The following is a 26582-nucleotide window of genomic DNA, read 5'->3' as shown; positions in this document are numbered from 1 at the left end:
CCCCGGCGCCGATCAGCGGGGGGCGCCGGATCCGTAGCGTCGGAGAGGTCAGCAAGCCCTCCTGTCGGAACGGAGAATCCGATGACCGGCCTCGTCAACGTCCTCGTGATCATCGCGGTGGTCGCCCTGGTGCTCCGCCGCCAGCTGAGCCCGCAGCGCCTCGACACCGAGCGCCGGTTCTGGGTGCTGCCGCTGGTCCTCGCCGTGCTCGCACTGCGCGACCCGGGCCTGGTCGACGGTGCCCACCGGGCCCTCTCGATCGGGCTGACCGCCGCCTCGCTGCTGGTGGTGCTGGCGATGGGCTGCGTCTGGGGCTGGACCGTCCGGATCTGGCGCGGCGAGGACGGCGCGCTCTGGACCCGCGCCACCAAGGCCACCGGGGCGGCCTGGGCCGGCATGATCGCCGTCCGGATCGGTCTGTACGGACTGGGCGCGGCGCTGCACGTCCACCAGAGCGGCAGCGCGCTGATGCTCGGGCTCGCCGCGCTGCTGGTGGTCCGGACCGTCGTGGTGAACTGGAGGGCGCGGGAGCTGGCGACGCCGTACCGCGCCGGCGTGGCCGGCTGACCGGCCGGCCCGCGCCTGACCACACCGACGAGAGGGAGGCCCGTGCCCGGGTGGAGCTGGACCGGCTGGCCGGCCCGCGAGGGGCTGGAGAGGGACGCGGAGAGCCCGGCCCGGCGGGTCCTGACGCTGATCGGCCGGTCGGTCCTGCTCGTGACCCTGGGCTGGGGGACGTTCTCCCGCGGCGGGTACACCGGCTGGGCGGTGGCCGCGGCGGCGGCCGGGCTGGCCGCGGTGGTCCTGCTGACGGCCGCCTTCCTGCGGGCCGCCCGCGCGCAGCTGCTGCGGCCCGCGCTCGCCCTGGCCGCCGTCCTGATCGGCACCGCCTGGGTCGCCGAGTGGGGGAGGGCCCACCTGCTGGCCGACTTCGTCTGGGGCGGGCTGGCCCTGACCGCGCTGGTCCGGCTGCCCGCCGGCGCCGCGCTGGCCACGGCGGCGGCCGCGTTCGGCAGTTACACGGCCGCCAGCTGGGAGAGCTGGCTGGGGATCCTCGCCACGGTGGGCGGGCTCACCCTGCTCGGCTACCTGCTGCGGATGGACGGCGAGGCACGTGGCACCGCCCGGCGGCTGCTGGCCCAGGAACGGGCCGCGCGGGCCGCCGAGGCGGAGAGCGCGGCGCTCGCCGAGCGGGCCAGGATCGCCCGCGAGATCCACGACGTCCTGGCCCACAGCCTCTCCGCGCAGCTCGTCCACCTGGAGGCGGCCCGACTGATGCTGGACGCGGGCACCGACCGGGAGCGGGTCCGCGAACGGGTGGTGGCGGTGCGGCGGATGGCGCAGGACGGCCTGGCCGAGACCCGGCAGGCGCTTTCCGCGCTGCGCGGCGAGTTCACCCCGGTCGGCGAGTTCCTGGTCGAGCTGACCGGGCGCGAGCGGGCGGCGTTCACCGTCACCGGGACCCCGCGCCCGCTCCCCGCCGAAGCGGGGCTCGCGGTCCGGCGCACGGCGCAGGAGGCTCTGACCAACGTGCGTAAACACGCCCCCGGCGCACGCTGCGCGCTGGAACTGCGCTACCTGCCCGACGCGGTGGAGCTGGAGGTGCGCAACACCCGCCCGGGCCGCGGCGAATCGGCCGGTGGGCTGGCGGCCACCGGCAGCGGGTACGGTCTGCTGGGGATGCGCGAACGCGCGGAACTGCTCGGCGGCACCCTGCTGGCGGGCCCGGACGAGGGAGGGTGGCGCGTGCTGTTGCGGGTGCCGGTGTGACCGGGGCGGATCCGACCAGGGTGCTGGTCGCGGACGACCAGACGGTGGTGCGCGAGGGCATCGTGATGCTGCTCGGCCTGTTGCCGGGCATCGAGGTGGTGGGCGCCGCCGCCGACGGCGAGGAGGCCGTCGAGCTGGTCGAGCGGCACCGCCCGGACGTCGTCCTGATGGACCTGCGGATGCCGCGCTGCGACGGGGTCGAGGCCACCCGCCGGATCCGGGCGGTACACCCGGAGACCGAGGTCGTCGTGCTGACCACCTACGCCGACGACGAGTCGCTCTTCCCCGCGCTGCAGGCCGGGGCGCGCGGCTACCTCACCAAGGACGCCGGCGGCGACGAGATCGCCCGGGCCATCGCGGACGTCCGCTCGGGCGCCGCCGGGCTCTCACCGCAGGTGCAGCTGCGCCTGCTGGAGCGGCTGGCGGGCGGTGCGCGGCAGGCCACCGCGCCGGGCGGGTGGGACGCGTCGCACGGCGGCGGGCGTGGCGGTGGCGGTGGCGGCGAGGCGGGCCGGTCCGGTCCGGCCGGGCCCGGAGCGGGGCGCCCGGCGGAGCTGCCGGACGGGCTGACCGCCCGCGAGGCCGAGGTGCTGGCACTGATCGCGGAGGGCCTCTCCAACACCGAGATCGCCCGTCGGCTGTTCGTCAGCCCGGCCACCGTGAAGACGCACATCAACAATCTGTTCGCCAAGACCGGGGTGCGGGACCGCGCCCAGGCGGTCGCGTACGCCTTTCGCCATGGGTTCACCGGTACGCAGCAGTAGTCGGATGAGCACCTGTCGGATCATCGATCACCTCATCGAGTGAACGTATCTGCAATGGGAGTTGGCGGCCTCCGCGGGCCTCCATCATGGGTTCCGTCAGAGCCCCGCCGGTCCAGGAGCAGTAGTGCCACAGCAGCAGACGAGCAGTCCCGGACAGGGGCAGCGATTCGACTGGTGGGCCGCTCCCGCCGCGGCCCCCCAGCCCGACCGGCCCGCGCCGCCGGCTCCCGCCGTGCCGCCGCCGGCACCACCGGTGCCGTCCGCGCCGCCCGCGGCCCGGATGGAGGCCGCCCCACCCGCCCGGCCGCTCGCGCCGGCTCCCGTGCCGCCGGTCGAGGCCCCGTCGGCCGTCGACAGCAGCGAGGTGTACCGCGCCGTCCAGGGCAGCGACGCGTTCCAGGAGATCAAGCGCAGCTACCGGGCCTTCGTCCTCCCGGTCAGCGGGGCGTTCCTCGGCTGGTACCTGCTGTACGTCGCCGCCCAGGCCGGCGCGCCCGGGCTGATGCGCAGCCAGGTCGCCGGCCCGGTCAACGTGGCCTGGCTGCTCGGCCTGCTGCAGTTCGCCTCGACCTTCCTGCTCACCTGGCTCTACGCCCGCAACGCCCGCACCAAGCGGGACCGGGCCGCGCTGGGCCTGCGCTGGGACACCCAGGACCAGCTGCGATGAGGACCGCGACCCCGCCTCCCGTCGCCCCCGCGGGCGACCACCACGACCTGGCCATCGTGCTCTTCGCCGTCATCGTCCTGGTCACCCTGGGCATCACCCTCTGGGTGGGCCGCCGGGGCAGCGCCGCCGAGGACTTCTACGCCGGCGGCCGTGACTTCACCCCGCTGCAGAACGGCTTCGCGCTCTCCGGCGACTACCTGTCCGCCGCCTCCTTCCTCGGCGTCGCCGGGCTGATCGCGCTGTACGGCTACGACGGCGTGCTCTACAGCATCGGCTTCCTGGTCGCCTGGCTGGTGGTGCTGATGCTGGTCGCCGAGCTGGTCCGCAACGCCGGCCGGTACACCCTGGCCGACGTGCTGGCGCTGCGCCTGCGGCGGCGCAAGGTCCGGGCGGCGGCCGGCGGCGCCAGCGTCGTCGTCACCCTGCTCTACCTGGTCGCCCAGATGGTCGGCGCGGGCAGCCTGGTCGCCCTGCTGCTCGGCACCAGCAGCACCCAGGCCCGGACCTGGACCATCGTGGCGGTGGGCGGTCTGATGATCGTCTACGTCACGGTCGGCGGGATGCGGGCCACCACCTGGATCCAGATCGTCAAGGCCTTCCTGCTGATCGCGGGCTCGGTGCTGCTCACCGTGCTGCTGATGGTCCGCTTCCACGGGGACGTCGGTGAGCTGATGCGGCAGGCCGCCCAGCACAGCGGCGCCGGGCAGCGGTACCTGGAGCCGGGGCTCAAGTACGGGGCGAGCTTCACCAGCCGGCTGGACTTCTTCAGCCTCGGCCTCGCCCTGGTGCTGGGCACGGCGGGCCTGCCGCACATCCTGTCCCGCTTCTACACGGTGCCCACCGCCCGGGCTGCCCGGCGCTCGACGATGTGGGCGATCGGGCTGGTCGGCGGCTTCTACCTGATGGCCATCGCGCTCGGCCTGGGCGCCACCGCGCTGGTCGGCTCGGCGGAGGTCCGGCACGCCAACGCGGCGGGGAACACGGCCGTCCCGCTGCTGGCCCTCGTCCTCGGCGGCGGCAACGGCAGCACCGGCGGGGTGGTGCTGTTCGCGCTGATCTCGGCGATCGCCTTCGCCACCATCCTGGCCGTGGTCGCCGGGCTGACGCTCGCCTCCTCGGCCGCCTTCGCCCACGACATCTGGGCGGGCGCCTGGCGGGGGCGCCCGCGCCGTCGGCGGGGCGGCGTGCCGGCCTCCCGGCGGGCCCGCCGGGAGGCGTCCGAGCGCGAGGAGGTCGGCGTCGCCCGGATCGCGGCGGTGGGGATCGGGGCGGTCGCGATCGCGCTCAGCCTCTTCGCCCAGCAGCTGAACGTGGCCTTCCTGGTCGGCCTGGCCTTCGCCGTCGCCGCCTCGGCCAACCTGCCGGTGCTGTTGTACACGCTGTTCTGGCGGCGGTTCACCCCGCGCGGCGCGGTCTGGTCGGTGTACGGCGGGCTGATCCCGGCGATCGTCCTGGTGACCTTCTCGCCGGTGGTCTCCGGGACCAAGGTGGCGCTCTTCCCGGGGGTGGACTTCCACTGGTTCCCGCTGGAGAACCCGGGCATCGTCTCCATCCCGCTGGGCTTCCTGGCCGGCTGGATCGGCACCCTCACCTCGCCCGAGCCGGCCGACGCGGACCGCTACGCCGAGCTGGAGGTCCGCTCCCTCACCGGAGCCGGCGCGGCCTGAGCCGCGGCGGGCGCCGCGCGGCGCGCACGGAACCCCGACGGGCCCGGGACCCGTCGGGGTTCCGCCGTGAACGGCGGCGTTCGGCCCGGGGCGGCCGTCAGGCCCGGACGGCCAGCACGTAGCGGTGCTCGGGCCGCCCGGTGTCGCCGTAACGCAGGGTGAGCCGCAGCCGGCTGTCCCGCTCCAGCTGCTTGAGGTAGCGCTGCGCGGTGGAGCGGCTCAGCCCGGTGGCGTCAGCGACCTCCTGGGCGCAGAGCGGGCGGCCGGCGCGGCGGAGCACACCGAGCACCAGGTCGGTGGTGGGCGCCGAGTGGCCCTTGGGCAGGGCGGCCGCGGGGGCCGCCGTGCCGCGCAGGGTGGCGAAGAGCCGGTCCACCTCGTCCTGGCCCGCCTCGCGCGCGGCCGGTCCGGCCAGCGCGTGCCGCAGCTGCGCGTAGGCGACCAGCTTCTCCCGCAGCCCCGCGAAGCTGAACGGCTTGACCAGGTACTGCAGGGCGCCGTGCTGCATCGCGGCGTGCACCGTGGAGACGTCCCGGGCGGCCGTCACCATCATCACGTCGCACGCCACCTGCCGTTCGCGCAGGCGCCGCACCAGGGCGAGGCCGGTCTCGTCCGGCAGGTGGTGGTCGAGCAGCAGCAGGTCCACCGGGCGGCGTTCCAACGCGGCGAGCGCCTGACCGGCCGAGTGCGCGGTGCCGGTGACCCGGAAGCCGGGCACCTTGGCCACGTAGGCGGCGTGCACGTCGGCGACCCGGAAGTCGTCGTCCACCACGAGTACGTCGATCATCGGGCCTCCACGAGCGGTGCGGGGACGGGCGGTGCGGGAAGGGGTGGTGCGGGGGCGACCGCGGCCGGGGGGTCGTCGTGCAGGGCCTCGGGGAGCTCGACGGTGAACCGGGCGCCGCCGAGCGGCCCGGTGTCGAGCACGATCCGGCCACCGGTCCGTTCGACCAGCCGCCGCACCATCGCCAGCCCCAGCCCGCGCGGCCGGTGCGCGGGCGCGTCCTTGCTGGTCCACCCCTCTTCGAAGACCCGCTCGCGCAGGGCCGCCGGCACCCCCGGCCCGCTGTCCGCGACCTCGGCCAGCAGGGTGGACCCGGCCGCCGCCAAGGTCACCGCCACCTGACCGCCGCCGCCCGGAGCCACCGCGTCGACGGCATTGTCGATCAGGTTGCCGAGCACCGTGACCAGCGCCCGGGTGTCCACCACCGCGTCCGGCAGGTGCGCCGCCGGGGCGACCGCCAGCCGGACGCCGCGCTCGGCCGCGACCGCCGCCTTGCCGGCCAGCAGCGCCGCGACGTGCGGGTCCCGCACCCGCTCGCCGATGCGGGCCACCGCCGCCGCGTGCGAGCCCGACTGCTCGGAGATGAACGCCACCGCCTGGTCGTGGCGGCCGAGCTCCAGCAGGCCGAGCAGGGTGTGCATCCGGTTGGCGTGCTCGTGGTCCTGGGCCCGCAGGGCCTCGGTGAGGCTGCGGGTGGTGTCCAGCTCACGGACCAGGGACTCCAGCTCGGTGCGGTCGCGCAGGGTGACCACCGCGCCGCCCTCGGCCGTCGCCATCCGGTTCACCACCAGCACCCGGTCGTCCCGGACGGCCGGCAGGTCGGCGCCGGTGATCCGCCCGGCCAGCACGTCGGCCAGTCGGCCCGGCGGCAGCACCTCGTCGATCGGCCGCCCGGCGAACTCCTCGGGGAGGCCGAGCAGCCGCCCCGCCTCGTCGTTGGCGAGCCGGATCCGGCCCCGTTCGTCCAGGGCCACCATGCCCTCCCGGATGCCGTGCAGCATCGCCTCCCGCTCCACCAGCAGCGCCGAGATGTCGGCCAGCGCGATGTTGTGGGTGCGGCGCTTCAGCCGGCGGGCCAGCGCCAGCGTGGCGACGGTGCCGGCGGTCAGCCCGGCGCCCGCGCAGAGCAGGATGCCGGTGAGCATCTTCAGCAGCCGCCGACGGATCGAGTCGTCGCTGATGCCCACCGAGACCTCGCCGACGATCCGCCCGTCGGCGACCCGCAGCGGGACCTTGCCGCGCGCGGTACGGCCCAGGGTGCCCTCCTGGATGGCGGTGACGCTGCGCCCGGCGAGGGCGGGCTCGGGATCGGTGGATACCCGCTGGCCGATCCGGCCGGGATCGGTGTGCGAGAGCCGGATGCCGTCCAGGTCGGTGACCACGACGAAGCTGGCGCCGGTGGCCGTCCGGATCTGCTCGGCGTTGCGCTGGGCGGTGGCGGCGTCCCGGACCTCGGCGGCCCGGGCGATCGTCTCGTCGCCGGCGGTGGCCTGGGCGATGGACAGCGCGCGCTGCATCGCGTCGTGGTCCAGTTCGGCGCTGACCGGTGCCAGGAACAGGCCGGCGGTGAGGACGGTGACGCCGACGGTCACCACGGTCTGGCTCAGCAGCAGCTGGGCGAAGACCCGGCGGGGCCAGTGGGGGTGTTTCATCCGGGCCTCCTCTCGGGGGCGTCCGACCGGCCGCGGTCGACGGGCGAGGGGGATCAGGGCGGGGCGGGGGGTTTGGGGGATCGGGCGGGGCGGATCGGGGCGGGGTGGATCGGGCAGATCGGGCAGATCGGGCGGAACCGGGTGGGTGGCGGGTCGGTGGTCGGCACACCCTATGTTTCCGGGGTGGTTCTGTCAGCCGTGCCCCCGCTGTTGTAGCGGAAGCAAAACGAGCAGAACAGCCCTCAACGCGGAGAACCCGCAGTTCGCCGAGAAGTCTCCCGCCGCCGCCCCCGCCGCTCCTAGCCTCCCGGGGCAAGCACAGAGCACCCCGGGAGGTTCCATGAGCACAACCCCGGCGACCGGGCCGGCGCCGGCCCCGGCGATCGAGCTGACCGGCGCCACCAAGCGGTTCCGCACCCCGTCCGGCGCCCTGCACACCGCCGTTCGTGACCTCGACCTGACCGTCGCCCAGGGCGAGTTCGTCGCCGTCGTCGGCCCCACCGGCTGCGGCAAGTCCACCACGCTGACCCTGGTCAGCGGCCTGGAGGAGCCCACCGAGGGCGAGGTCCGGGTGTACGGCCGGCCGGTCGACGGCATCGACCGGAAGGTCGGCTTCGTGTTCCAGCAGGACGCCGTCTTCCCCTGGCGGACCGTGCTGTCCAACGTCACGGCCGGCCCGCGCTTCCGCGGCGTGCCGGCCACCGAGGCCAGGGAGCGGGCCCGCGACTGGCTGGCCCGGGTGGGCCTCGGCGACTTCGAGGACCGCTACCCGCACCAGCTGTCCGGCGGTATGCGCAAGCGCGTCGCGCTCGCCCAGACCTTCGTCAACGACCCCGGCATCCTGCTGATGGACGAGCCGTTCTCGGCGCTGGACGTGCAGACCCGCGCCCTGATGTCCGACCAGCTGCTGGAGTTGTGGGCCGGCACCGGGTCGTCCGTGGTCTTCGTGACCCACGACCTGGACGAGGCGATCGCGCTGGCCGACCGGGTCGTGGTGATGACCGCCGGACCGGCCACCGTCAAGGAGGTCTTCACCGTCGACCTGCCCCGCCCGCGCACCGTGGAGGCGGTCCGACTGGAGCCGAGGTTCGTCGAGTTGTACCGGGAGATCTGGGCGTCGCTCGGCGAAGAGGTGCGCATCACCCGGGAGAGAGGAGCGGGTCGTGCCGCTTGAGACCGCGCCGGCCGTCGCCGGAAAGGCCCCGGTGGCCACCGCCACCAGGACGGAAGCCCGCGAACGGGCCGCCCGCAGGCGAAGGCTGGGCATCTACGGAGCCCGCATCGCGGTGCTGGTGGCCTTCCTCGGACTCTGGGAGCTGTGCGCCCGCACCGAGGTCGTCGATCCTTTCAACTTCTCCCAGCCGACGAGGATCTGGGACCAGATCTGGCAGTGGATCACCCACGGCACGGCTCAGGGCTCGCTCGGCGAGCAGATCGGCTACACCCTCTACGAGGCCCTCACCGGCTGGGTGATCGGTGTCACCGGAGGCGTGCTGCTGGGCATCGCCCTCGGCCGGATCCGCTTCCTGGCCGACGTGTTCGGGCCCTACATCAAGGTGCTGAACGCCATCCCGCGCATCGTGCTGGCCCCGATCTTCCTGATCTGGTTCGGCCTCGGCCCGGCCTCCAAGGTGGCCTCGGCGGTGGTGCTGGTGTTCTTCCCGGTCTTCTTCAACGCCTTCCAGGGCGCCCGCGAGGTCGACCGCAACCTGGTCGCCAACGCCCGCATCCTGGGCGCCGACAACCGGCGGGTCACCCTTCAGGTGGTCATCCCCGCCGCCACCACGTGGATCTTCACCAGCCTCCACGTCAGCTTCGGCTTCGCGCTGATCGGCGCCATCGTCGGCGAGTACATCGGCGCCACCAAGGGCCTCGGCCTGCTGGTCGCCGCGGCCCAGGGCACCTTCAACGCGGCCGGCGTGTACGCCGCGATGACCATCCTCGCCGTCGTCGCGCTGTTCACCGAGGGGCTGCTGACCTTCGCCGAGAAGAAGCTGTTCCGCTGGAAGCCCGCCGACTCCGGCGACGGCCGCTGACCCCCACCCCGTTCCACCGCAGAGAGGGACCCCCACCCATGCGCCCGAACCCGACCGGCAGAGCTGCCGCCGCCGCCCTCGCCGCCGTCCTGCTGTTCCCGCTCGCCGCCTGCGCCAACGACGCCGCCTCCGTCTCCCACAGCGGAGCCGCCCCGGCCGGGCAGAAGGTCGACGGCCCCAAGGTCAAGATCATGGTCGGCGGCCTGGACAAGGTCATCTACCTGCCCGCCATGCTCACCCAGCGCCTCGGGTTCTTCGCCGAGGCCGGAGTCAACGTCGAGCTGCTGAGCGAACCGGCCGGCGTCAACGCCACCACCGCGCTGCTCGCCGGGGACGTCCAGGGCGCGGTCGGCTTCTACGACCACACCATCGACCTCCAGGCGAAGGGCAAGAACGTCGAGTCGGTCGTGCAGTTCTCCCAGGCACCGGGCGAGGTCGAGATCGTCTCCGCCAAGCAGGCCGACGCCATCACCTCGGGCGCCGACTTCAAGGGCAGGAAGCTCGGCGTCACCAGCATCGGCTCCTCCACCGACTTCCTCACCAAGTACCTCGCCGTCAAGAACGGCACCGCGGTCAGCGAGTTCAGCCCGATCGCGGTCGGCGCCGGCCAGACCTTCATCGCCGCGCTCCAGCAGGGCAGCATCGACGCCGGCATGACCACCGACCCGACCGTGGCCGCCGTTCTCGACAAGGGCCTCGGCAAGATCCTCTACGACATGCGGACCCCCGAGGGCTCGCGCGCCGCACTCGGCGGGCTCTACCCCTCGTCCTCGCTCTACATGAGCTCCGAGTGGGTGGAGAAGAACAAGGACACCACCCAGAAGCTCGCCAACGCCTTCGTCAGGACGTTGAAGTGGATGGCCGCGCACACCCCGGCGGAGATCGCCGAGAAGATGCCCGCGGACTACGCGCAGGGCGGCGCCGAGCAGTACGCGGCGGCGATCGGGGCGACCCTGCCGATGTTCACCACGGACGGGGTGATGCCCGCCGACGGGCCGAAGACCGTCCTCGCGGTGCTCGCCGCCTTCCACCCGGACGTCAAGGGCAAGGAGGGCTCCATCGACCTGGCCCGCACCTACACCACGGAGTTCGTCGGCAAGGCCGCCACGGGCTGACCCCGCGCCGGCGGTCCCGCGCCCACCCCCACGGGCGCGGGGCCGTCACCGTTCCTGGACCGGCAGCGCCCGGACCGCCGCCACGTCCATCCGCGACGGCGTGCCCGCCGCCTTGCCGCAGCTCTCCGGGCGGGCCGGCTCGCTCGCGCCCTCGACCACGTCCACCTCCCAGGCCCGGCCGTCCCGGTGCCGCACGGTCACCAGCCAGCGCCCCGCGCCGGCGGAGCGCTGGCTCAGGCTCAGCGCGTCCACCTCGGTCTCGCCGGTGGCCAGCCGGACGGCGTGGTCGGCCGCCTGGCCCGGGCGCTCCCAGCCCGAGCAGCCCCGCGACCACTCCGGCACCATGTGCCCGGAGGCCGTCGCCGCCAGCACCTCCTTGGCGCTCTCCGCCGTCAGCCGCCCGTAGGCGAAGCCGTACGGCAGCACCAGCATGGTGGGGGAGAAGCGGTGCCCGCCCAGGTGGGTCACCTCCCACACCTCGCTGTGCCCGGCCGCCGTCAGCTGAGCGGCCAGCGGCCGGCCCAGCAGCGCGCAGCAGCGGTCCCGTCGGCCGTTGGTGCACACCAGGGCCACCGGTCCGCCGACGTGCTCCGCGCCGAACCCGCCGTGCTCGCCCGCCCCCAGCGCCCCGAAGTCCAGCCCGAGCAGCTCCGCGGGGTCGGTGACCGCCCCCCGGCGCACCCAGCCGCGACCCGGCACGGTGTGCGCGAGGAACACCTCGTGCCGCGCGGTCGGCAGGCAGTCGGCGTGCCGGCCCGGCCGCCGGATCAGCGCCACCCGCACGCCCGTCCCCGCGGCGGCCGCCTCCAGGGCCCGCCCCACCGCGGCGTCCAGATGGCTCTCCGCGAGCGCCTTCGCGCCCCACGGCCCGGTCTGCTCGATCAGCAGCCAGGTGGTGGCGGTGGCCGCCGTGGCGGCCAGCGGCTCCGACAGTTCACGCGACACGGTCGCACAGGTGCTCACGCAGGCAAGGCTACCCTTGGCCCCCCGGGCCACCGGGGCTTGGCACCCGCTTGGCCCCCTCGGCTCCCGGGGCTCCCCGGGCTCCCCGTACGCGGCTCCTGCGACCCGGCCCGGACGCGAGAGAGGGGCGCCGGACTCCGGCACCCCTCCCACGCCCTGCGGCCGGCCGCTGTTACAGCGGGCCGCCGTTACACCGTTCCGCCCTTACACCGGGCCGGCCACCACACCGATCGGCGCCGTCACCGGCGTGCCCGACCCGTCACGACGCGGGTCGCGCTCCGGCAGGTCGACCGGAGCCCCCTTGGCGCCGGCCGCGCGGGCCGGCGCGGCACCCGCCCAGGCGAAGGACAGCACGTCCTCGCCGCGCAGGAACCGCTGGCAGCGCACGCCACCGGTGGCCCGGCCCTTGCGCGGGTACTGCTCGAACGGCGTGACCTTCCAGGAGCTCTGCTCCTCGCCCGTCAGCGTGCCCGAGGCACCGGCCACCGAGACCACCACCGCGTCCACGGCCGGGTCCACGGCGGTGAAGGAGAGCACCCGGGCGCCGTCCGACAGCTTGATCCCGGCCATGCCGCCCGCCGGTCGGCCCTGCGGGCGCACCTGGCCCGCCGGGTAGCGCAGCAGCTGGGCGTCGGAGGCGATGAAGACCAGGTCCTCCTCGCCGGTGCGCAGCTCGACCGCGCCGACCACCTCGTCACCCTCCTTGAGGGCGATCACCTCGAACTCGTCCTTGTTCGCCGGCCACTCCGGCACCACCCGCTTCACCACACCCTGCGCCGTGCCCAGCGCCAGACCCGGCGAGGACTCGTCCAGCGTGGTCAGCGCCAGTGCCCGCTCGCCCGTCTCCAGCCGCAGGAACTCGCCCACCGCGGCGCCGCCCGCCAGCGTCGGCGACGGCGTCGGCGGCAGCGCCGGCAGGTCGATCACCGGCAGTCGCAGCACCCGGCCCGCCGACGTCACCACACCGATGTCCGCCCGCGCCGTGGCCGGCACCGCCGAAACGATCACATCGTGCTTGGAGCGCTTCTCCGACACCTCGAACGGCTCGCCGTCCGCCGTCCGCGCCAGCAGGCCCGTCGAGGAGAGCAGCACCCGGCACGGGTCGTCCGCCACCTCCAGCGGAACGGACAGCGCCGCCGACGGGGCCGCGCCCGCCTCCAGCAGCACCGTTCGCCGCTCGGTGCCGAACTGCTTCGACACCGCGGCCAGTTCGCCCGACACGACGTTGCGCAGCCGGGTGTCCGACTCCAGGATCTCGGTCAGCTCCGCGATCTCGGAGTTGAGCTTCGCCTGCTCCTCCTCCAGCTCCACCCGGTCGAACCGGGTCAGCCGGCGCAGCGGCGTGTCCAGGATGTACGCGGTCTGCGTCTCCGACAGCGAGAAGCGCTCCATCAGGCGCTCCTTCGCCCGCGCCGCGTTGTCGCTCGACCGGATGATCGCGATGACCTCGTCGATGTCGATCAGGGCCACCAGCAGGCCCTCGACCAGGTGCAGCCGCTCCTGGCGCTTGCGCCGACGGAACTCGCTGCGCCGGCGCACCACCTCGAAGCGGTGGTCGACGTAGACCTCCAGCAGCTCCTTCAGACCCAGCGTCAGCGGCTGGCCGTCCACCAGGGCCACGTTGTTGATGCCGAAGGTCTCCTCCATCGGCGTCAGCTTGTAGAGCTGCTCCAGCAGCGCCTCCGGCACGAAGCCGTTCTTCACCTCGATCACCAGCCGCAGCCCGTGCTCGCGGTCGGTGAGGTCCTTGACGTCCGCGATGCCCTGCAGCTTCTTCGCGTTGACCAGGTCCTTGATCTTCGAGATGACCTTCTCCGGGCCGACGTTGTACGGCAGCTCGGTGACCACGATGCCCTTGCGGCGGGCCGTCACGCTCTCGATCGTCGTCGTCGCACGGATCTTGAAGGTGCCGCGGCCCGACTCGTACGCGTCCCGGATGCCCGACAGGCCGACGATCCGGCCGCCGGTCGGGAGGTCCGGCCCGGGCACGAACCGCATCAGCGTGTCCAGGTCGGCGTTCGGGTGCTTGATCAGGTGCCGGGCCGCCGCCACCACCTCGGACAGGTTGTGCGGCGGCATGTTGGTCGCCATCCCGACCGCGATCCCCGTCGCGCCGTTCACCAGCAGGTTCGGGAACGCGGCCGGCAGCGCCAGCGGCTCCTGCTCGCTGCCGTCGTAGTTCGGGCCGAAGTCGACGGTGTCCTCGTGGATCGACTCCACCATCGCCATCGAAGCCGCCGTCAACCGCGACTCGGTGTACCGCATCGCGGCCGGCGGGTCGTCGTTGCCCAGCGAACCGAAGTTCCCGTGCCCGTCGATCAGCGGCAGCCGCATCGAGAACGGCTGCGCCATCCGGACGACCGAGTCGTAGATCGACGCGTCACCGTGCGGGTGCAGCCGGCCCATCACCTCGCCCACCACGCGGGCGCACTTCACGTGCGCGCGGTCCGGCCGCAGGCCCATCTCGTTGGCCTGGTACAGGATCCGCCGGTGCACCGGCTTCAGACCGTCCCGTGCGTCGGGCAGCGCACGCGAGTAGATCACCGAGTAGGCGTACTCCAGGAAGGAGCCCTGCATCTCGTCCACGACGTCGACGTCGAGGATCCGCTCCTCGAAATCTCCGGGCGGCGGGGTCTGCGAACTGCGGCGGGCCATCGCGGCGGGGCTCCCTTACGTCTCGCTTGCGTCTCGTCGGCGTCAGTCGTCGTCTGCGTCTGCCGTCGTGTGCTGTCCTCGTCGGCTGTCGTCAACAGGGCCCAGCGCCCCCATTGTGGACCCTCGCGCCGACACTCCGAGCCAGCGCCCCTCTTCCGCCCCTGGCGAACGCCCGGTCCGCGCGGACACATCCGAGCCCTCCCCGCGTTGCACCACAATGGGGGACGCCACACGAACCCCCGACATCGACGACGGGAAGGACCCGAGCGCATGGCCAACCCGGCCCCCGCATCCGCCTCCACCGGAGGAACTGGCGCTGCCATCGCCATCACCGAGCACCGCCTGGCCAACGGCCTGCGCGTCGTCCTCTCCGAGGACCACCTCACCCCGGTCGCCGCCGTCTGCCTCTGGTACGACGTGGGCTCCCGCCACGAGGTGAAGGGCCGTACCGGTCTGGCCCACCTGTTCGAGCACCTCATGTTCCAGGGCTCCGCCAGCGTCTCGAACAACGGCCACTTCGAGCTCGTGCAGGGCGCCGGCGGCTCGCTCAACGGCACCACCAGCTTCGAGCGCACCAACTACTTCGAGACCATGCCCGCCCACCAGCTGGAGCTCGCCCTCTGGCTGGAGGCCGACCGGATGGGCTCGCTGCTCGCCGCCCTGGACGACACGTCCATGGAGAACCAGCGCGACGTCGTCAAGAACGAGCGCCGCCAGCGCTACGACAACGTGCCCTACGGCACCGCCTTCGAGAAGCTCACCGCGCTCTCCTTCCCCGACGGCCACCCGTACCACCACACCCCCATCGGCTCCATGGCCGACCTCGACGCCGCCACCCTGGAGGACGCCCGCGCGTTCTTCAGCACGTACTACGCGCCGAACAACGCCGTCCTCTCCGTCGTCGGCGACATCGACCCCGAGCAGACCATCGCCTGGGTGGAGAAGTACTTCGGCTCCATCCCCGGCCACGACGGCAAGCAGCCCCCGCGCGACGGCACCCTGCCCGACACCTTCGGCCGGGAGATCCGCGAGCACATCCACGAGGACGTCCCGTCCCGCGCCCTGATGGCCGCCTACCGGCTCCCGCACGACGGCACCCGCGAGGCCGACGCGGCCGACCTGGCCCTCACCATCCTCGGCAGCGGCGAGTCCAGCCGCCTCTACAACCGCCTCGTGCGCCGCGACCGCACCGCCGTCGCCGCCGGCTTCGGCCTGCTCCGCCTCGCCGGCGCCCCCAGCCTCGGCTGGCTCGACGTCAAGACCTCCGGCGACGCCACCATCGAGCAGATCGACGCCGCCGTCGACGAGGAGCTCGCCCGCTTCGCCGCGGAGGGCCCCACCGCCGCCGAACTGGAGCGCGCCCAGGCCCAGATCGAGCGCGAGTGGCTCGACCGGCTCACCACCGTCTCCGGCCGTGCCGACGAACTCTGCCGCTACGCCGTCCTGTTCGGCGACCCGAAGCTGCTGGGCAGCGCCCTGGCCAAGGTGCTCGACGTCACCGCGGAGGAGGTCCAGGCCGTCGCCCAGGCCCGCCTGCACCCGCGCAACCGGGCCGTCCTGGTCTACGAGCCCACCACCGCCGACGACACCGACGCCGACGAGACCGCCACCGACGCCACCGAAGAGGAGGGCGCTGCCGCATGAGCACCGACTACGTCCCCGCCATGACGTTCCACCCCAAGCCCGAGCCCGGCACCGCAGAGCCGTGGGCGTTCCCCGCCCCCGAGCGCGCCGCCCTCGGCAACGGCATCACCGTCCTGCACTGCGACCGCCCCGGCCAGCAGCTCGTCGCCGTCGAGGTCCAGCTCGACGTCCCGCTCGCGGCCGAGCCGGAGGGCCTCGACGGCATCGCCACCATCCTGGCCCGCGCCTTCAACGAGGGCACCGACACCCTCACCGCCGAGGAGTTCGCCGCCGAACTGGAGCGGGCCGGCGCCACCCTCGACGCGCACGCCGACCACCCCGGCCTCCGGGTCTCCCTGGAGGTGCCGGCCTCCCGGCTCCAGCGCGGCCTCGGCCTGCTCGCCGACGCGCTGCGCGCGCCCGCGCTGCCCGAGGACGAGATCGAGCGCCTGGTCGCCAACCGGCTCGACGAGCTCGTCCACGAGGCGGCCAACCCCGCCCGCCGCGCCGCCAAGGCCCTCTACGCCGAGCTCTTCGACGGCGCCGACCGGCTCTCCCGCCCCCGCGGCGGCACCGCCGACACGGTCAAGTCCATCGACCGGGCCGCCGTCAAGGCCTTCTACGACGCCCACGTCCGCCCCTCCACCACCACCGTCGTGGTGGTCGGCGACCTCACCGGCACCGACCTGCCCGCGCTCCTGGAGGCCACCCTCGGCGCCTGGACCGGCACCACCGCGGAGCCCACCGTGCACGCCCCGGTGACCGGCGACGACACCGGCCGCGTCGTCATCGTCGACCGCCCCGGCTCGGTCCAGACCCAGCTGCTCATCGGGCGCGTCGGCCCGGACCGCCACGACCCGGCCTGGGCCGCCCAGATCCTCGGCACCTACTGCCTCGGCGGCACCCTCACCTCCCGCCTGGACCGCGTCCTGCGCGAGGAGAAGGGCTACACCTACGGCGTCCGGGCGTTCGCCCAGCCGCTGCGCTCCGCCGCCGACGGCTCCGGCCGTGCACTGATCGCGATCAGCGGCTCGGTGGACACCGCGTCCACCGCGCCGGCGCTCGCCGACACCTGGACCATCCTGCGGACCCTCGCCGCCGAGGGCCTCACCGACGCGGAGCGCGACGAGGCCGTGCAGTTCCTGGTCGGCGTGGCCCCCCTGAAGTACGAGACCGCGGGCTCCGTCGCCGGCACGCTGGCCGACCAGGTCGAGCAGGACCTGCCGGACGACTACCAGGCCGAGGTCTACCGCCGGCTCGCCGAGCTGCCGACGGCGGAGGCCACCGAGGCCGTCGTCGCGGCGTTCCCGGCGGACCGCCTGGTCACCGTCCTGGTCGGCGACGCCGCCACGATCGCCGACCCGGTGCGCGAGCTGGGCATCGGCGAGGTCACCGTGATCACCGCCTGATCAGCGCCTGATCCCCCCGGTACGGGCTGGGCCCGGTGGAGCACTCCGCTCCGCCGGGCCCAGCGTTTTATCCCGTTGCGGGCCCCGGGCGCTGCGTGGGTAGATGTTCCCCGGCACACACGAACGGGAGGAGGCGGTCACCATGCGGGTCGAGCGAACTGCACGACGCTCCCCAAGGCCGTTCTCCCGCTGTGCCCAGGGCGTCTGAGCCCCACCCCCGGAACTTCCCCGAGCCGCGCCGGGACTCTTCGCGCGGCACCCCACCTAGGCTTGAACCAGCCGACCTTTGGAGGTCGTTCAACCATGTCGTACACCGAGGTACCCGGCGTCCGCGTGCCGATCCGGATGTGGACCGACCCGGCCACCGTCGAGGGCCAGGCCATGCAGCAGCTGCGCAACATCAGCTCGCTGCCCTGGCTGCACGGCCTCGCCGTGATGCCCGACGTCCACCTGGGCAAGGGCGCGACGGTCGGCTCCGTGATCGCGATGAAGGGCGCCGTCTGCCCGGCGGCCGTCGGCGTCGACATCGGCTGCGGGATGAGCGCCGTCAAGACCTCGCTCACGGCCGGGGACCTGCCCGACGACCTCTCGCGACTGCGCTCCAAGATCGAGCAGGCCATCCCGGTCGGCCGCGGCCTGCACACCGACCCGGTCGACCCGACGAAGCTCCACGGCTTCGCCACGGCGGGCTGGGACGACTTCTGGGAGCGGTTCGACGGCGTGGCCCACGAGGTCAAGTGGCGCCGCGAGCGGGCCATGCAGCAGATGGCGACCCTCGGAGGCGGCAATCATTTCATCGAAGTATGTGTTGATAGCACCGGAGTCGTGTGGCTGATGCTGCACTCCGGGTCCCGGAACATCGGCAAGGAGCTGGCGGAGCACCACATGGGCGTCGCCCGGTCGCTGCCGCACAACCAGGGGCTGATCGACCAGGACCTCGCGGTCTTCATCGCGCAGACCCCGCAGATGGCCGCCTACCGCGAGGACCTCTTCTGGGCGCAGGAGTACGCCAAGAAGAACCGTGCGGTGATGATGGCGCTCTTCCAGGACGTCGTCCGCCGTGAGTTCGCCAAGGCGAGGGTCACCTTCGACGAGGTGATCAGCTGCCACCACAACTACGTGTCGGAGGAGCGGTACGACGGCGTCGACCTGCTGGTGACCCGCAAGGGCGCGATCAAGGCCGGCTCCGGTGACTTCGGCATCATCCCCGGTTCGATGGGCACCGGCTCCTACATCGTCCGCGGCCTCGGCAACGAGGCGGCGTTCAACTCCGCCTCGCACGGCGCCGGCCGGAAGATGAGCCGCAACGCCGCGAAGAAGCGGTTCACCACCCAGGACCTGGTCGAGCAGACCAAGGGCGTGGAGTGCCGCAAGGACAGCGGCGTCGTGGACGAGATCCCCGGTGCGTACAAGTCGATCGAGAAGGTCATCGAGCAGCAGAAGGACCTCGTGGAGGTCGTCGCCCACCTGAAGCAGGTCGTCTGCGTCAAGGGCTGACCCGGGCGCAGGGCCCGCGGCTCCGGCGCCGCCGGGTGCCGGTCATGCGGAAGGGGGGCACCGCCGTGGCGGTGCCCCCCTTCTCGACGGTGCTCAGGCGGCGGCCGGCAGCTCGTCGAGGCCTTCCTGGACCAACTGGGCGAGGCGGTCCAGGGCCTCGTCCGCGCCCTCGGCGTCGGAGGCGAGGACGACCTCCTCGCCGCCCTGGGCGCCGAGGCCGAGCAGGCCGAGCATGGACGCGGCGTTGATCGGGGTGCCGCCGGGCTTGGCGATCGTGATCGGCACGCCGGTGGCCGTGACGGCCCGGACGAAGACGGAGGCGGGACGGGCGTGCAGGCCCTCGGCCCAACCGATGGTGACGCGGCGCTCAGCCATGAGACGTGCCTTTCCGGTGAAGCTGGTCATGGCCGGGGCAGGGGGGGTACCTTCGACCATGTTGTCTAGACCAGTGTTGCATGCAGGCAACCCCTGCGAGCCGCCGCGTTCAGGACTTGTGATTGTTTCTTTCGGGGGCATAACCCCCGGCCAGTGGCCGTCTCCACCCTGCCGCGACGACACGTCCGGCGCCATTCGGCTCGCCGCCGGATAACCTGACGAATGTGGACGACTCCGCGGTACCGCACCCCGAGCAGACCCCGCAGGATCCGCAGAACCGGCCGGCTCCCCAGCCCCGGCAGCACCAGGACGCGGACTACCCGCAGCACTGGGAGGCCGACGTCCTGCTGCGTGACGGCGGCACGGCCCGGATCCGGCCGATCACGCCCGCCGACGCCGGCCGGCTGGTCGAGTTCTACGAGCAGGTGTCGGACCAGTCCAAGTACTTCCGCTTCTTCGCGCCCTACCCGCGGCTCTCCGACAAGGACGTCCGCCGCTTCACCCACCACGACTTCGTGAACCGGGTCGGCCTCGCCGTGGTGGTCCGCGACCGCTTCATCGCCACCGTCCGCTACGACCGGATCGACGCCGACGGCCGCCCCTCGGAGACCGGCACCGACGCCGAGGTCGCGTTCCTGGTGCAGGACGCCCACCAGGGCCGCGGGGTCGCCTCCGCACTGCTGGAACACATCGCCGCGGTGGCCCAGGAGCGCGGCATCCGCCGCTTCCAGGCCGAGGTGCTGCCGGAGAACCGCAAGATGGTGAAGGTCTTCACCGACGCCGGCTACACCCAGCACCGCAGCTTCGCGGACGGTGTGGTCCACCTGGAGTTCGACCTGGAGCCGACCGCCGCCTCGCTGGCCGTGATGCGGGCGCGCGAGCACCGGGCCGAGGCGCGGTCCGTGCAGCGGCTGCTCACCCCGCGCTCGGTCGCGGTGGTGGGCGTCTCCCGCCACCCGCAGACCGTCGGCCGGGCGATCCTGCGGGACCTGCTCGGCGGGCTGCCGCACGGTGACGAGCGCCGCGTCTACGCGGTGAACCGCAACGCCCCGCCCGGCACCTCGCTGGACGGCGTCCCGGTGCACCGCTCGGTGCTGGAGATCCCCGGCCCGGTGGACCTCGCCGTGATCGCCGTCCCGGCCGCCGCCGTCCCCGCCGCCGTCGCCGACTGCGGCGCGCACGGTGTGCAGGGCCTGGTGGTGGTCACCGCCGGCTACGCCGAGACCGGCCCGGAGGGCCGCGACCGCCAGCGCGCCCTGGTCCGCCAGGCCCGGGCGGCCGGCATGCGGGTGATAGGCCCGAACGCCTTCGGCCTGATCAACACCGACCCCGCGCTCCCGCTCAACGCCTCGCTCGCACCCGTCCTGCCGCGCCGGGGCGGCTTCGGCATCTTCTGCCAGTCCGGCGCGATCGGCGTCGCCCTGCTGGAGGCCGCCCACCGCCGGGGCCTCGGCGTCTCCTCCTTCGCCTCGGTCGGCAACCGCTCCGACGTCTCGGGCAACGACTTCCTCCAGTACTGGGCGGAGGACCCGGCCACCGACGTCGTGCTGCTCTACCTGGAGTCCTTCGGCAACCCCCGCAAGTTCACCCGGATCGCCCGCCGGCTCGCCGCCGTCAAGCCGATCGTGGTCGTCAAGGGCGCCCGCCACACCGGCAGCCTGCCGCCCGGCCACGCCGTCCCGGTCACCGCCAGCGGGCTGCGCGACGCCACCGTCGACGCCCTGTTCGAGCAGGCCGGCGTCACCCGGGTGGAGACCATCACCGAGCTGTACGACACCGGGGAGCTGCTCGCGCTCCAGCCGCTGCCGCCCGGCGACCGGGTCGCCGTGGTCGGCAACTCCGACTCGCTCGGCCTGCTCACCCACGACGCCTGCCTCAGCGCCGGTCTGCGCCCCCGCACCCCGGTCGACCTCACCACGGCCGCCACCGGCGAGAACTTCCGGATCGCGCTGGACGTCGCACTCGCGGACCCGGCCGTGGACGCGGTGATCGCCGTCGCGATCCCGCCCATCGGCACCTCCGCGCACGCCTTCATGGGCGGCCGGCTGACCGGCCCGGACGATCCCGAGATGGGCTCCGACGACCCCGAGATCGCCGCCGCCCTGCTCGAAGCGGGCGAGCGCGCGAGGGAGTTGGGCAAGCCGCTGGTGCTCGCCCACCTGGCGCTGACCGACCTGCCGAGCCGGCTCCGCCCGGGCGGCATCCCCGCCTACCCGGCACCGGAGCGCGCCGTCCGCGCCCTCGCGCACGCCGTCCACCACGCCGAGTGGCGGCGCCGGACGGCCGAGGCGGAGGAGACCGCCCGCGTCCCGGAGCTGGACCGGATCGACGAGGGCGGCGCCCGCGACCTGGTCGAGGCGGCGCTCAGCACCCGGACCGCGATCGCCGCCCGCACCCAGCCCGGCGGTGCGCGGATCACCCTGCCGGAGGCCGGCACCACCGCGCTGCTCGCGCACTACGGCATCGACGTCTCCCCGACCCTGCCCGCGCCCGACGAGGAGTCCGCCGTCCGTGCCGCCGCGACGCTCGGCTACCCGGTGGCGCTCAAGGCGACCGCCCCGCACCTGCGCCACCGCCCCGACCTCGGCAGCGTCCGCCTCGACCTGACCGGCGAGCCGGGGCTGCGCCGCGCCCACCGCGAGCTGGACGCGCTGCTCGGCGGGGCCGCCCAGGCCGAACTCGTCGTGCAGCGCCTGGCCCCGCGCGGTGTGGACACCGTGATCGGGGCCACCGTCGACCCGGCGGTGGGCGCGATCCTCTCCTTCGGTCTGGCCGGCGCCCCGGCCGAGCTGCTCGGTGATGTTGCCCACCGTCTGGTCCCCGCCACCGACCAGGACGTCGCCGGTCTGATCCGCGAGGTTCGGGCGGCCCCGCTGCTGTTCGGCTGGCGCGGCGCCGAGGCGGTGGACACCGCCGCCCTGGAGGAACTGCTGCTGAGGGTGTCGCGGCTGGTCGACGATCTTCCGGAGGTCGCCTCGGTGGACCTCGAACCCGTGGTCGTCGCCCCGCACGGACTGGCGATCCTGGGGGCGCGGGTGCGGATCGCGCCCCTGCCCGTCCGCAGCGATCTGGGCCCGCGCGCGATGAGCACGCTGTAACCTTCCTTGGTTGCGCCCTGTCCGGGGGCGCTGTCGTCCGGAAGCTCGGCGCCGCGCCGCCCGCTTCGTCGGCGGACCATGCCAGGATGGAGTTATGGCGAAGACCGGTACCACCACCACTCAGGACCTGCGCTCGGCGATCGAGCGCAGCGGCTACTACCCGGCCCTGGTGTCCGAGGCGGTCGAGTCCGCGGTGGGTCCCGAGCCGATCAGCTCCTACCTGGTGCACCAGGAGACCACCTTCGACGCCAACGAGGTGCGCCGGCACGTCACCGTGCTGGTGCTGACCCCGACCCGTTTCGTGGTGAGCCACACCGACGAGCAGTCCGGCGGCGAGGCCGGCCCCGCGGTGCCCTACGCCACCACCTCCACCGAGAGCGTCCGGCTGGACCGGATCGGCTCGGTCGTGGTGAGCCGGATGGTCGCCAACCCGGAGACCTACACCCCCGGCACGCTGCCCCGCGAGGTCGTGCTGACCATCGGCTGGGGTGCCGTGCAGCGCCTGGACCTGGAGCCGGCCGGCTGCTCGGACCCGAACTGCGAGGCCGACCACGGCTACACCGGATCGGCCACCGCTGACGACCTGTCACTGCGGGTCAGCGAGGCGGGTGACGGCCCGGAGACGGTCGCCCAGGCCCTGGTGTTCGCCCGGGCGCTCTCCGACGCCACGATCAGCAACGGTCCGCGGGTCTGAGCCGACGCACCGGAAGCCAGGAAGTCAGCCTCTCACCCATGTCCTTCGCACCCGACGCCCACGACGCCTTCGAGATCCTCGACCCCGCCGCCGCCCCGGCCCCCCTGTACGGCGGCGGCTCGCTCTGTGACCTGCTGCCCTCGGTGGCGGCCGGACTCGGCGTGCCCGGCTTCACCGCCGCACTGCCGATCGCCCCGGCCGACCGGGTGGTGGTCTTCCTGGTCGACGGACTCGGCTGGGAGCTGCTGCTGCGCCACCCGGAGTACGCGCCGTTCCTCTCCTCGCTGATCGGCAGCTCGTTCGCCGGCACCGGCCGCCCGCTGACCGCCGGCTTCCCGTCCACCACCGCCACCTCGCTGGCCTCGGTCGGCACCGGGACCCCGCCCGGCCTGCACGGCCTGGTCGGCTACACGGTCGCGGTGCCGGGCGCCGGCCACCTGATGAACCAGCTGCGCTGGCAGCCGCCGGTCGCCCCGCACACCTGGCAGCCGTACCCGACGGTGTTCGAGCAGACGCACGCCGCCGGGGTGGCGACCGCCCAGGTCTCCTCGCCGCTGTTCGCCCAGACCCCGCTGACCCGGGTGGCGCTCTCCGGCGGCAGCTTCCTCGGCCGCACCACCGGCGAGGAGCGGATGGACCGGGCCGCCCGCTGGCTGGCCGAGCACGACCGCGCCCTCGTCTACACCTACGTGAGCGAGCTGGACGGCGCGGGGCACCGGTTCGGGGTGGACTCCGACGACTGGCGGATGACGCTGGACGCGGTGGACCGCCTGGCCCGCCGCCTGGCCGAGCAGCTGCCGCCGCGGTCGGCGATGTACGTCACCGCCGACCACGGCATGATCGACATCGCTCCGGAGGACCGGATCGACTTCGACGAGGACTGGGAGCTGGGCGCCGGCGTCGCCCTGCTCGGCGGCGAGGGCCGGGCCCGGCACGTCTACGCGGTGCCCGGCGCGGCCGCCGACGTGTACACGGTCTGGAGCGAGGTGCTGGGCGACCGGATGTGGGTGGCCACCCGGGACGACGCGATCGCGGCAGGCTGGTTCGGACCCTCCGTGGACGAGCGGGTCTACCTGCGGATCGGCGACGTGGTCGCCGCCGCCCGGGACGACGTCGCGGTGACCGCCTCCCGCAACGAGCCCGGCGAGTCCGCGATGATCGGTCTGCACGGCTCGATGACCCCGGTCGAGCAGTTCGTGCCCCTGCTCGAAGTCCGCACGTGAACCCCCTTGAAGTGAAAGGCCTTCGCACCACCCATGGCTGAACTGGTGTTCTTCTCGGGCACGATGGACTGCGGGAAGTCGACGCTCGCGTTGCAGATGGACCACAACCACGCCGCGCGCGGCCGGCAGGGGATCATCCTCACCCGCAACGACCGGGCCGGCGCGGCCACCATCTCCAGCCGGCTCGGCCTGCAGGCCGAGGCGGTCGAGGTGGCGGACGAATTCGACTTCCACGCCCACGTCGTGCACCGGCTCTCGGCCGGCGGCCGGGTGGACTACCTGATCTGCGACGAGGCCCAGTTCTTCGCCGCCGAGCAGGTCGACCAACTGGCCCGGGTGGTGGACGAACTCGGCATCGACGTGTTCACCTTCGGCATCACCACGGACTTCCGCACCCGGCTGTTCCCCGGTTCCCAGCGGCTGATCGAACTGGCCGACCGGGTGGAGGTCCTCCAGGTCGAGGCGCTCTGCTGGTGCGGCGCGCGGGCCACCCACAATGCCCGTACGGTGGGCGGCGTGATGGTGGTCGAGGGCGCCCAGGTCGTGATCGGCGACATCACGGTGCGCGAGGACGAGGTCGGCTACGAGGTGCTCTGCCGCCGGCACCACCGCCGCCGGCTGACCGCCGCCACCGCCCGCGTCTCGGTGCTCTCCCCGGACGTGCTGCCCTTCGAGGAGCAGCAGGCCTGACCCGCTCCTACCGGAGCCCCGCCTGCAGCACCGAGAAGTGCCCGCCCTGCGGGTCCGCCAGTCGCGCCACCGGTCCGCGCCCGCTCTCGTGCGGCTCCAGCAGCACCCGGCCGCCCAGCCGGATTGCCCGACGGGCCGTCAGTTCGACGTCCTGGACGGCGAAGTGGACTCGCCAGCGCGGCGGGTGGCCGCGCAACTCGGCGCCGTGCCGGATGCCCGCCACCGGCCGGCCGTCCACCAGCAGCGCGGACTCGCCGCCGGCGGGTGCCACCGGCCGCCCGAGCACCGCGCCGTAGAACACCGCGGCGCCCTCCTCGTCCGGCGTGAGCAGCTCGGCCCAGGCCGGTCCGCCGGGCTCGGGTCCGGCCTCGCGGCCGATGTGTTCCTCGCCCTGCCAGAGGCCGAAGACCGCGCCGGAGACGTCGGCCGCGATCGCCAGCCGTCCGGCCCGCTCGGCCTGGAGCGGCCCGACCGCCACCGTTCCGCCGCACTCGTGCACCAGTTGGGCCGTCCGGTCGGCGCTGTCCACCGCGAAGTAGGTGGTCCACTGCACCGGGAAGCCGGGCACCGCGGCGACGCCGAGGCCGGCGACCGGCGCACCGCCCGATTCGGCCCGGACGTAGTCACCGAGCTCGGTGGGGCCGGGGGTGTACGTCCAGTCGAGCAGCTCGCCGTAGAACGCGCGGGCGCCGGCCAGGTCGTCGGTCATCAGGCTGACCCAGCACGGCGTGCCCTGGGCCAGCCGGAGTGTCACCGCGGGCATGCGGGCCTCCTCACGGGGCGGTCGGCGCACGGACCTGCGCACGTGAGGGTGATGGTTCCACCCTGGCGCGCGTCGAACCCTCGGGCCGCGCGGAAAGTCCGGCAAAGACCGCACAAAGAGCGTTGAGTTGGTGGTGCTGCGCGAGAATGACCGCCATGACGACCTCTCACGATGACTCCCCGCTGGTGTCGGTGGCCGGCCTGCGGGAGGCGCTCGCCTCGGCGCGCCCGCCCGTCCTGCTCGATGTGCGCTGGCAGCTCGGCGGCCCTCCCGGCATCGAGGACTACGCGGCGGGCCATCTGCCCGGTGCGGGCTTCGTCGCGCTGGACACCGACCTCGCCGCCCCGGCCGGGCCCCCCGGGCGCGGTGGCCGTCACCCGCTGCCCGACCCGGAGGAGTTGGGCGCCGCACTGCGTCGCCTAGGGGTCCGCGCCGACCGTCCGGTGGTGGTGTACGACGGTGCGACCTCGCTGGCGGCGGCGCGCGCCTGGTGGCTGCTGCGCTGGGCCGGTCACCCGGACGTGCGGGTGCTGGACGGCGGGTTCGCCGCGTGGCAGGCGGCCGGGCTGCCGGTGACCACCGAGGTGGAGAGCCCGGAGCCGGGTGACTTCAAGCCGGTGCCCGGGCAGTTGCCGACGGTCGACGGGGACGGCGCGGCCGCGCTGGCCCGGACCGGTCTGCTGCTGGACGCGCGGGCGGGCGAGCGCTACCGGGGCGAGACCGAGCCGATCGACCCGCGGGCCGGCCACGTGCCGGGGGCGCTCTCCGCGCCGACCACCGAGAACGTCGGCCCGGACGGGCGGTTCCGGCCGGCCGCCGAACTGGCCGAGCGGTTCCGCGCGCTGGGCGCCGCCGAGCGGGAGACCGCGGTGTACTGCGGGTCCGGGGTGACGGCGGCCCACCAGATCCTCGCCCTGGCGGTGGCCGGGCTGCCGGCCGCGCTGTACCCGGGCTCGTGGAGCGAGTGGTCGAGCGACGAGAGCCGCCCGGTGGCGGTCACCGGGCAGCCCGGCTGATCGACGGAACGGGAGAGGGGTGGCGGGCCGGGCGGAGCCGGTGCGGGTCCAGCGGTCGCCGTTGCTGAGCACGACGCGGACGGTGTTGGCGCCCCTGGCCGCGATGTCGGCGATGGCGGTG

General features: G+C 73.9%; 22 protein-coding genes. 16 read left to right on the top strand and 6 right to left on the bottom strand.

What is annotated here, in order from left to right:
* Window positions 1-81 precede the first annotated feature (81 nt).
* From ABZ495_RS27005 to ABZ495_RS26985, 5 genes are all read left to right on the top strand, one after another.
* Window positions 82-567 (top strand): DUF1453 domain-containing protein, encoded by a 486-nt coding sequence (locus ABZ495_RS27005; RefSeq protein ID WP_359806427.1) that lies wholly within the window; start codon window positions 82-84, stop codon window positions 565-567.
* A 42-nt stretch (window positions 568-609) separates the two neighbouring features.
* Window positions 610-1770, top strand: a complete 1161-nt coding sequence (locus ABZ495_RS27000) for a histidine kinase (protein ID WP_359838501.1) — start codon at window positions 610-612, stop codon at window positions 1768-1770.
* Entirely contained in the window at window positions 1767-2534 is a 768-nt protein-coding gene (locus ABZ495_RS26995; RefSeq protein ID WP_359806422.1) for a response regulator transcription factor, read from the top strand. Before ABZ495_RS27000 ends, ABZ495_RS26995 begins: the two co-directional genes overlap by 4 nt.
* A 124-nt stretch (window positions 2535-2658) precedes the next feature.
* The gene (locus ABZ495_RS26990) at window positions 2659-3201 is read left to right on the top strand and encodes a DUF485 domain-containing protein (protein ID WP_352294226.1); all 543 of its coding nucleotides are present in this window, start codon (window positions 2659-2661) and stop codon (window positions 3199-3201) included.
* Entirely contained in the window at window positions 3198-4868 is a 1671-nt protein-coding gene (locus ABZ495_RS26985; protein ID WP_352294224.1) for a cation acetate symporter, read from the top strand. Before ABZ495_RS26990 ends, ABZ495_RS26985 begins: the two co-directional genes overlap by 4 nt.
* 97 nt (window positions 4869-4965) lie before the next feature.
* Here ABZ495_RS26985 and ABZ495_RS26980 read toward each other — a convergent pair whose 3' ends face one another.
* The gene (locus ABZ495_RS26980; protein ID WP_329489873.1) at window positions 4966-5655 is read right to left on the bottom strand and encodes a response regulator; all 690 of its coding nucleotides are present in this window, start codon (window positions 5653-5655) and stop codon (window positions 4966-4968) included.
* Window positions 5652-7304: a sensor histidine kinase gene (locus tag ABZ495_RS26975; protein ID WP_359806417.1), complete on the bottom strand. Its 1653-nt coding sequence runs from the start codon at window positions 7302-7304 to the stop codon at window positions 5652-5654. Before ABZ495_RS26975 ends, ABZ495_RS26980 begins: the two co-directional genes overlap by 4 nt.
* Window positions 7305-7644: 340 nt before the next feature.
* Here ABZ495_RS26975 and ABZ495_RS26970 point away from each other — a divergent pair, with 340 nt between their 5' ends.
* From ABZ495_RS26970 to ABZ495_RS26960, 3 genes are read left to right on the top strand one after another with little or no spacing between them, the layout of a single operon-like run.
* A complete protein-coding gene (locus ABZ495_RS26970; protein WP_329489875.1) occupies window positions 7645-8478 on the top strand; it encodes an ABC transporter ATP-binding protein in 834 nt (277 codons plus the stop codon).
* A complete protein-coding gene (locus tag ABZ495_RS26965; protein WP_329489876.1) occupies window positions 8468-9340 on the top strand; it encodes an ABC transporter permease in 873 nt (290 codons plus the stop codon). Before ABZ495_RS26970 ends, ABZ495_RS26965 begins: the two co-directional genes overlap by 11 nt.
* 38 nt (window positions 9341-9378) lie before the next feature.
* Entirely contained in the window at window positions 9379-10455 is a 1077-nt protein-coding gene (locus ABZ495_RS26960) for an ABC transporter substrate-binding protein (protein WP_352294220.1), read from the top strand.
* 45 nt (window positions 10456-10500) lie between these two features.
* On the opposite strand, the gene ABZ495_RS26955 is transcribed toward ABZ495_RS26960, so the two are convergent.
* A complete protein-coding gene (locus ABZ495_RS26955; protein ID WP_359806414.1) occupies window positions 10501-11418 on the bottom strand; it encodes a sucrase ferredoxin in 918 nt (305 codons plus the stop codon).
* A 204-nt stretch (window positions 11419-11622) separates the two neighbouring features.
* Window positions 11623-14073, bottom strand: coding sequence for a DNA topoisomerase IV subunit A (locus tag ABZ495_RS26950; RefSeq protein WP_352294216.1), 2451 nt, complete (start codon window positions 14071-14073; stop codon window positions 11623-11625).
* A 270-nt stretch (window positions 14074-14343) separates the two neighbouring features.
* Here ABZ495_RS26950 and ABZ495_RS26945 point away from each other — a divergent pair, with 270 nt between their 5' ends.
* The 3 genes from ABZ495_RS26945 (at window position 14344) to ABZ495_RS26935 (ending at window position 18602) form a co-directional block, all read left to right on the top strand.
* Window positions 14344-15717, top strand: a complete 1374-nt coding sequence (locus tag ABZ495_RS26945; protein ID WP_359806409.1) for a pitrilysin family protein — start codon at window positions 14344-14346, stop codon at window positions 15715-15717.
* Window positions 15714-17105: a pitrilysin family protein gene (locus ABZ495_RS26940; RefSeq protein ID WP_329489881.1), complete on the top strand. Its 1392-nt coding sequence runs from the start codon at window positions 15714-15716 to the stop codon at window positions 17103-17105. The genes ABZ495_RS26945 and ABZ495_RS26940 overlap by 4 nt, the downstream gene beginning before the upstream one ends.
* A 303-nt stretch (window positions 17106-17408) precedes the next feature.
* Window positions 17409-18602 carry an RtcB family protein gene (locus tag ABZ495_RS26935; protein ID WP_359806406.1) on the top strand — a complete coding sequence of 398 codons (1194 nt, stop codon included), beginning with the start codon at window positions 17409-17411 and terminating at the stop codon, window positions 18600-18602.
* Between the two features lie 93 nt (window positions 18603-18695).
* On the opposite strand, the gene ABZ495_RS26930 is transcribed toward ABZ495_RS26935, so the two are convergent.
* A complete protein-coding gene (locus ABZ495_RS26930) occupies window positions 18696-18977 on the bottom strand; it encodes an HPr family phosphocarrier protein (RefSeq protein ID WP_359806403.1) in 282 nt (93 codons plus the stop codon).
* A gap of 344 nt (window positions 18978-19321) precedes the next feature.
* On the opposite strand from ABZ495_RS26930, the gene ABZ495_RS26925 reads away from it, so the two are divergent.
* The 4 genes from ABZ495_RS26925 to ABZ495_RS26910 all read left to right on the top strand — a co-directional run bounded on the left by ABZ495_RS26925 (window position 19322) and on the right by ABZ495_RS26910 (window position 24682).
* Window positions 19322-22075 carry a GNAT family N-acetyltransferase gene (locus tag ABZ495_RS26925; RefSeq protein ID WP_359838524.1) on the top strand — a complete coding sequence of 918 codons (2754 nt, stop codon included), beginning with the start codon at window positions 19322-19324 and terminating at the stop codon, window positions 22073-22075.
* A gap of 94 nt (window positions 22076-22169) precedes the next feature.
* Entirely contained in the window at window positions 22170-22769 is a 600-nt protein-coding gene (locus tag ABZ495_RS26920) for a DUF5998 family protein (RefSeq protein WP_329489885.1), read from the top strand.
* A gap of 38 nt (window positions 22770-22807) precedes the next feature.
* The gene (locus ABZ495_RS26915) at window positions 22808-23992 is read left to right on the top strand and encodes a nucleotide pyrophosphatase/phosphodiesterase family protein (RefSeq protein WP_359806401.1); all 1185 of its coding nucleotides are present in this window, start codon (window positions 22808-22810) and stop codon (window positions 23990-23992) included.
* A gap of 33 nt (window positions 23993-24025) precedes the next feature.
* Window positions 24026-24682 (top strand): thymidine kinase, encoded by a 657-nt coding sequence (locus ABZ495_RS26910; RefSeq protein WP_329489887.1) that lies wholly within the window; start codon window positions 24026-24028, stop codon window positions 24680-24682.
* 7 nt (window positions 24683-24689) lie between these two features.
* Here ABZ495_RS26910 and ABZ495_RS26905 read toward each other — a convergent pair whose 3' ends face one another.
* Entirely contained in the window at window positions 24690-25445 is a 756-nt protein-coding gene (locus ABZ495_RS26905) for a VOC family protein (protein WP_359806398.1), read from the bottom strand.
* A 155-nt stretch (window positions 25446-25600) separates the two neighbouring features.
* Here ABZ495_RS26905 and ABZ495_RS26900 point away from each other — a divergent pair, with 155 nt between their 5' ends.
* The gene (locus ABZ495_RS26900) at window positions 25601-26461 is read left to right on the top strand and encodes a sulfurtransferase (RefSeq protein WP_352294205.1); all 861 of its coding nucleotides are present in this window, start codon (window positions 25601-25603) and stop codon (window positions 26459-26461) included.
* The last annotated feature ends 121 nt before the right edge of the window (window positions 26462-26582 follow it).

It is taken from the genome of Kitasatospora sp. NPDC005748 (assembly GCF_040630735.1).
Taxonomy (GTDB): Bacteria; Actinomycetota; Actinomycetes; order Streptomycetales; family Streptomycetaceae; genus Kitasatospora.
The sequence above is the reverse complement of the archived record's forward strand: the minus strand, read 5'-3'. Positions and strand labels throughout refer to the sequence as shown.